Genomic DNA, 6,441 nt, shown 5'->3' on the forward strand with positions numbered 1-6,441 from the left:
TTCTCTCAAACGAGGACGAAATTATATAGACTTACACCTTAAAAGAAGGTTAAAGAATTGAAGGGGATTTTACTTAATAATTTTGAGAAGAAATATACGTATAACCAGTCTCTTTTGTAACTGTAATTGTTACATTACCATCAGGGTTAACAAGTGTAATATGGCAATCTTGCGTTAATAGATATTGATATCTATTTGTCGCAGGAGGCAGAGTTTTTGTAATATAATAATATGGACGCCCCAATATATCAAAAGACAACTCACCTATTCCTGTTCCAGTATGACAACTTTGTGCAAATTCCACACTTGTAATTCCAAAAGATTTTGCAATATTTGTTTTATTATTAGTGCCATCAAAATAGTTATTTGATAATGGATCTCGAGCTGGTTCCATAGCATCAGAATTGCCATTTTGATCTTTATCTGAATAAATCTCGTAATAAATTTTTAATGGATTGGTTAATCTTTTAAATTCAAGCTGCCAATTTGCTCTAAACCAAGTTGCATTATTATCTTTGAACTTATCATCTATCATCGCTAAATGCTGAGTATAACGAATGTGACTTACCACTTGGTCGGCAGCTTCTCGCAAGGTATTACGTTGAAAGCTCGAGGAAACAACATACGATAAAATGCCTACGATCATAATGACAAACACCAGTTCAAGCATCGTAAACGCCTTTTTCATTTCCATCTTCTCTTAGATAACTCTGTAAAGATAAAATGTTTTAACGGTTTTGCCATAATAAGCAATATCGATTTTTTCGAACCCTTCATCTATCTCTTTTTGAGTTGTAAGTTTATACACCCCACCTCGTTCTATATTATAAAACTTAAGCCTTAGCGCCATTTTGTCATCTTTGATTATAACTTTCGTAATGCCTTTAGCTTTGAGTTCAGTCGCTAACTCTTTTGCAATGTCATAATTTATTGCAAAGTGTTTAGAAGGATCGTCCATAAAAGCATACAAAGGCTTGTTAAAAACGCTTAACATGGTATTTGCGATAAGTGTTATAAGCACAATCGCAAATACAAAGGTATGAAGTTTACGAAATGAGGGAAGTCTTACACGGTAACTGTTGAAAAAAACTTTTATCATTAAAGGAACAGAAAGGACCACAAACGGTGCAAAATCTTCAAGCAAGAGTCGTTGTCTTAAAGAGAGTAATAACGAAACGACTAATGAAAAGAATGAGATATACCATAAAAGGTTCTTTTCTTCTTTAATAAGAATGCGGTACATGGCATACACAAAATATAAAAAGAGCAACGGTGAAAATACGATGGCATAAACACCAAGTGTATCAATAAAATAACCTCGAGGCTTTCCACCAGTATCAAACCCGTACAGGTACATTGAAGCACTAAATAAAATCAGCGTCAAAATGAGTAAATCGGTTTTGCGCTTCATCAAGGCATAGATAAACAACGCAATATAAAAAATCGCAAAGGAATTATCAACAAAAAGACACACGATAAGAACCACGTGGGAAGCGATTTTGTGCTCTTTGAGATACAAATAGGTAAATAAAAGACTAAAGAAAATGACAAGGCTACCACTATTGACAAACAAGGCAACACCATTAACCCCTGGCAAAAGGGCATAAATAGCAATTGAGAAGATACGATCAACACGTTTTTTTAAAAAGAGTTTGCCAATTTTATAGAGTAAAACGATGGAAGCAAGGTGAAAAAGAATAAACGGCAAACGTAGTGCAACATCATTTTGCCCAAAAAAATGTGTTGAATAAACAGCAAGATAGTGTACGAGGCTACTGCCATTAAAAAAAATATTTGCCTCATCGTGGCTAATCGAGATACTTTGTGCCGCATATAACAGCAAAGCCCCACTTAAAACAAAGATAAGGAGTAAATAAAGTCTTTCTTTCATAGTTTTAGGAAGTTATTTAAGATGGCATGTCCATGTTCACTTAAAATGGACTCGGGGTGAAATTGAACACCATAAATTTGTTTGTCTTTAATCTGCAATGCCATAATTTCATGGTCATCCGTACTATACGCCGTTGGGATCACAACAGCAGGTAAGCTCTCTTGCTCAACTGTCAATGAATGGTAGCGTGTTGTGGTAAAAGTTTCAGGAAGCCCATCAAAAAGGCAACTGTTGTGAAGCTGCTTGGTTGTAGATGTTTTGCCATGCATCATACGTTTGGCACGAACTACTTTGCCCCCAAAAGCCTGACCGATAGCTTGGTGCCCTAAACAAATCCCTAAAATAGGGATCTTTCCACCAAAATGTTTGATAACTTCAAGACTTACACCTGCTTCATTTGGCGTTGCAGGACCAGGAGAGATGATGATCTTTTCAGGATTGAGTGCTTCGATCTCTTCGATGTTCAGCTCATCATTGCGAATCACCTTAAGATCAGCACCAAGCTCTAAGCAGTACTGAACAATGTTGTAGGTAAAGCTATCGTAGTTGTCTATCATTAATACCATTTTTCTTGTTTCCCTCAAACGCTCCTAAATTAAGAAGCTTTTCTATGCAATATACTTTTTGTTAATACTTAAAATTCTACCCTATATCTACACCAAAGCGTAGTTATTGATTATTGTATCAATTTTTGTGTTGTTTTAAAATTAATAGACCCTTTAAAAAAATGATGAAAACCTATTGACTTAGATTATGCCCCTTGTTCTTTACATTCCAAGAATTTATTTGTTGTATTCAAATTTCTCAAAACCTTTTCATCAACATACATATGATTTTGATATCATAACCTAGATTATATAAAGTCTATCGTATCGCTTTTAAACTTGAAATAGGAATAACCAATTCATCTCTCGAATTAACATCTAGCGTAGTACTTAGGTTCTAATTTTTTATGATCTCATCATTGAGTTTTCTTTCAACATCATCTTTTGATTGATATTGTTTGTTTTAGGAAAATATGTTTGTAGTAATTTTTTCAAATTTAACTTTTCCGCTTAAAGGCTCAAAAGGTTGTATTAACACATATAGAGTATATTGTGTATTTTTCATTTTTGTCCTTTGGCGTTAATTATTACGGAACAAATGTAAATATTTAAAGTAATATGCCCTCTGCGTTCTTTTAAAATTGCATTTGTATTTCGTTGTTAACTACGCAAAATTAAAGGTAAATCTAATGCCACGTAGGGAGCTGAAAGGCATTAACTACACTGCTTAGTATTTTTTATATAAATTTCTTAATCACAAAATTATTTGTTCTTAACTTTATAAATGAATTTATCAGGCAGAGGCAAGGCATCTATTCTTTTATCCCAATAATTACTTTTTTCATCCATTATATGAAATAATAATTGTGTTTCATACACATGCAATATAAATATTTTATTTTTAGGTTCGATGTAATCAAGTACACTCCTAAAATATTCATAATCAAGAACTCTATACGATTGACTGAAATAATTTAATAGTCCAACACTTGGATAAGTTAACATAAATGAATTACCAAACATCATCATAGGGGGAAACAGTTCTTCATCTTTACTAGTAGTACGATATGCTTCATATTCTTTTACTTTTTTGTTAGAGGTATACATATATTGTGTGAAATTTGTTTTCTCTGCATTCCAAGCAGGTGCATCTTCATTAACTGTATAAATTAATGGTAATGAACTAGATTCATTACCATTAAAGTTTTTAATCACGCCTTTATTAGTTTTTACATCCCATAAATCTTTATTCATGTAATGTCTAGAAAGATGATTGACAATCTCTTTTGCTATATAAGTTGAACCAATAGTATTAAAATGCATATCCGTTTTATAAAATACATCATATTGCAAACTAATACTTCTTAGAATATTTAGCGCATCAATATAAGGAATATCATTTTCTTGTAAAGTATTTTGAAATTTTTCTAACATAATTGGATATTCTCTTTTTGTTAGTTTCTCAGGAAATTTTTTTGCATATACTGTTGGTTTTACGGGTATGATAACCAGCATAAAATATATACCTTGATCATTACAATACGTTTGAAGTTTTTTAAGTTTTATAATAGCTTTTTCAATATCTTGGTCACTTAGTTTATCTAAAGCTGCTATTTGTACAGTTGATAATTTTTTATCGCTTAACCAACCATTGTCTCCTACTATAACTTCTTTAGATCTACCAAAAATACTATATTCAAATTGACCATTGAGCCTAAGAAATAAATCTCTTAATGGGAAGTTATCATTGTAATATTTTTCAATTTGTATATATGTACTAGGTTTTTTATAAAGTTCCAAAAGAGTATTTTGTATCAAACTAGCTTTTTGTCTTTTTTCATCGACGATATCTACTTTTATTATGTTCCATTTGTAATTAATTGTGGGTAAAGCTATAAAAAATATAAACCCAATGATTGTTAAATATTTATGTTTCATCATTAGAATCTAAAATAAATAAATGGTTTAAAATCATTTCCAGTCATATAAATTGTGGAAAAAATTAAAATTGTAAAAACTGAAAGTGTTTTCAAAAATATATAAATTGAATTGAATTTTTTAAGATTTGTTACAATTGAAAATGGAAGATATGAAAATAGAAATCCAGATAGAAGTGTAATCATAAATAATGGATCTTGATACATTTGTATATCTGAACTTCTGGAAATTGTGAACATGGCTTTTAAATACAAAATTGCTTGAGCAATACTTTCGCTGCGAAAAAGCACCCAACCAATAGTAACTAAAAAAAACGTCAATAAAACGCCAATAAATCCTTGCATTTCAAAATGATATTTGTTTTTTAGTAATCTCTCTAGTGTTAAAATAACCCCATAATAAAATCCCCACACGACAAATGTTAATGCAGCCCCATGCCATAATCCGCATACTAAAAATACTATCATAAGATTAATATATGTTCTAAATTCACCTTTTTGATTACCACCTAACGGAATATATAAATAATCTTTTAACCATCTTGATAAGCTCATATGCCATCTTTTCCAAAATTCGGTTACATTATTTGATAAATATGGTCTACTAAAGTTTTCAGGAAAATGAAATCCAAACATAAGTGCTAATCCAATTGCCATTGCACTATATCCAGCAAAGTCAAAGTATATTTGAAAACTATAGGTTACAGCACCAAACCATGCGGTGAGCATTGTAAGGGAATGCGTATCTAGTGCAAATATTTTATCTACGGTTGGGGCCAGGTTATCTGCTATTAGTACCTTCATTCCTAAGCCCATTGTAAATTTTACGACTCCTTTGTAAAAATTATCTATAGTAAGGCTATTTTCTTTTTGTAGCTCTTGTGAAATTTCTTGAAATCGTACGATAGGCCCTGCTACTAAGTGAGGGAAAAGAGATAAAAATGTACTAAACTCTAATAAATTAGCTCTGATAGTGTGATCCTTATAAATATCTACCAAGTATGCAATAGCCATGAATGTGTAAAATGAAATGCCAATAGGTAGATATGGATGAAGTTCTATAAATAATTGTGTATCTGAGACATATCCAATTAAATCTAATATGAATCTTATATATTTAAAATATAGCAGTAACAAAATATTGACAGTTATCCCTATAAATAAAATGATTTTCCTTTTTTTTACATTTATTAAAACTACTAACAATTCACCAAAGTAAAAATTTAGCACTATTGAAATGAGTAACAAAATCATCATTTTACCACTACCAAAAAAGTAAAAAATAAAACTCAGAAGTGTTAATATCATTATTGATAATATAATATTTTTTTTAGTAAATATTTTTGGGATGTAAAAAGTTATTAATGCTATAGGCAAAAATAAATAAATAAATATTAAAGAACTAAAAACCATGAGTTATTGTTTCCTGCAACTAAATTATGATGTAATGTAAAGAATTTATTAATTGATTTTAATAAAACTTTTTAAGTTTAAAGGCTTTTCCATAAAAACTATAGAAATAAATTTTTTAAGCGTAACACGTCAAACCAAGGTGTTACAAGTAGCTACTAAATTCTGATAGTTTTAACTATGCTCTAAACTAAAGCCTATATCGTTAAATACGTGACTAGCACCTAATTTAACAGCCAAGAAATTTATATAATTTTTTAGTTGTTGATATTATTTAGTTTTATATAGCCATACCTGTTTTAGGAGCTTGATGAGATGTCAAACGTTACTAATACAGATGATACTATGCTATGCCATACTTTACTACAATGAAAATATGATACAAAAAATTTGCTTTTAATTTAATTTAATTGGAGATCAAAAAAATAAAAAATTCTATTGTTGAGATGTACTAAAAATATATGAAAAATAGAAAGTTTTACTATTGCTATGTTAAAGAGCGAAAAAGTAAATATTTACAAGTTACTAAAATGTTGGGCAGTCTAATTTTAAAATGTTTTTAACAACTTTTATAGTTTGTGTCACAAAAATAATATTTTTATAGGGAGTGTTAGAAATTCCGTGTCAACTTGGTAAAATAATATTAAGGATTGACAAT

5 protein-coding genes are annotated in these 6,441 nt (G+C 30.2%); all 5 read right to left on the reverse strand.

The annotated features are described in order from the left end of the window. Nucleotides 1-73 precede the first annotated feature (73 nt). Nucleotides 74-694, reverse strand: a complete 621-nt coding sequence (locus V7Q04_RS13045; RefSeq protein ID WP_443070045.1) for a pilus assembly FimT family protein — start codon at nucleotides 692-694, stop codon at nucleotides 74-76. 6 nt (nucleotides 695-700) lie between these two features. Further along, on the reverse strand, nucleotides 701-1,843 hold the full coding sequence (locus tag V7Q04_RS13050) for an ArnT family glycosyltransferase (protein ID WP_333805646.1): 1,143 nt from the start codon (nucleotides 1,841-1,843) through the stop codon (nucleotides 701-703). Nucleotides 1,844-1,887: 44 nt separating this feature from the next. Next, nucleotides 1,888-2,457, reverse strand: coding sequence for an aminodeoxychorismate/anthranilate synthase component II (locus V7Q04_RS13055; protein WP_333805647.1), 570 nt, complete (start codon nucleotides 2,455-2,457; stop codon nucleotides 1,888-1,890). A 741-nt stretch (nucleotides 2,458-3,198) separates the two neighbouring features. Beyond that, complete coding sequence (locus V7Q04_RS13060) at nucleotides 3,199-4,377, reverse strand: alginate O-acetyltransferase AlgX-related protein (RefSeq protein WP_333805648.1); 1,179 nt, start codon at nucleotides 4,375-4,377, stop codon at nucleotides 3,199-3,201. Then, entirely contained in the window at nucleotides 4,377-5,786 is a 1,410-nt protein-coding gene (locus tag V7Q04_RS13065) for an MBOAT family O-acyltransferase (protein WP_333805649.1), read from the reverse strand. Before V7Q04_RS13065 ends, V7Q04_RS13060 begins: the two co-directional genes overlap by 1 nt. Between the last annotated feature and the right edge of the window lie 655 nt (nucleotides 5,787-6,441).

The sequence above is a fragment of the Sulfurospirillum sp. genome, from assembly GCF_036802865.1.
Classification (GTDB): Bacteria; Campylobacterota; Campylobacteria; order Campylobacterales; family Sulfurospirillaceae; genus Sulfurospirillum.

Excerpts from the sequence above, each read along its gene's own strand:
- V7Q04_RS13055 (WP_333805647.1), bottom strand. The coding sequence starts at position 2,457 with ATGGTATTAATGATAGACAACTACGATAGCTTTACCTACAACATTGTT.
- V7Q04_RS13060 (WP_333805648.1), bottom strand. The coding sequence starts at position 4,377 with ATGATGAAACATAAATATTTAACAATCATTGGGTTTATATTTTTTATA.
- V7Q04_RS13045 (WP_443070045.1), bottom strand. The coding sequence starts at position 694 with ATGGAAATGAAAAAGGCGTTTACGATGCTTGAACTGGTGTTTGTCATT.
- V7Q04_RS13065 (WP_333805649.1), bottom strand. The coding sequence starts at position 5,786 with ATGGTTTTTAGTTCTTTAATATTTATTTATTTATTTTTGCCTATAGCA.